The organism is Sporosarcina sp. Y838 (genome assembly GCF_056786515.1).
Window position 1 is genome coordinate 1 of the sequence record NZ_JBXCJD010000055.1, and the last position, 542, is coordinate 542.

Annotated in this window: 1 rRNA gene; it reads left to right on the forward strand. The window is 54.6% G+C overall.

What is annotated here, in order from left to right:
- Window positions 1–522: ribosomal RNA gene (locus tag AC1TO4_RS19905) — 16S ribosomal RNA — on the forward strand; the annotation flags it as partial.
- Window positions 523–542 lie beyond the last annotated feature (20 nt).

A 542-nucleotide genomic window follows, 5' to 3' on the forward strand; every position in this document is an offset into this window, starting at 1 on the left:
TTTCCCTTCGGGGACAGTGGTGACAGGTGGTGCATGGTTGTCGTCAGCTCGTGTCGTGAGATGTTGGGTTAAGTCCCGCAACGAGCGCAACCCTTGATCTTAGTTGCCAGCATTCAGTTGGGCACTCTAAGGTGACTGCCGGTGATAAACCGGAGGAAGGTGGGGATGACGTCAAATCATCATGCCCCTTATGACCTGGGCTACACACGTGCTACAATGGATGATACAGAGGGTTGCCAACCCGCGAGGGGGAGCCAATCCCATAAAATCATTCCCAGTTCGGATTGGAGGCTGCAACTCGCCTCCATGAAGCCGGAATCGCTAGTAATCGTGGATCAGCATGCCACGGTGAATACGTTCCCGGGTCTTGTACACACCGCCCGTCACACCACGAGAGTTTGTAACACCCGAAGTCGGTGGGGTAACCCTTACGGGAGCCAGCCGCCGAAGGTGGGACAGATGATTGGGGTGAAGTCGTAACAAGGTAGCCGTATCGGAAGGTGCGGCTGGATCACCTCCTTTCTAAGGATTATTACGGAATG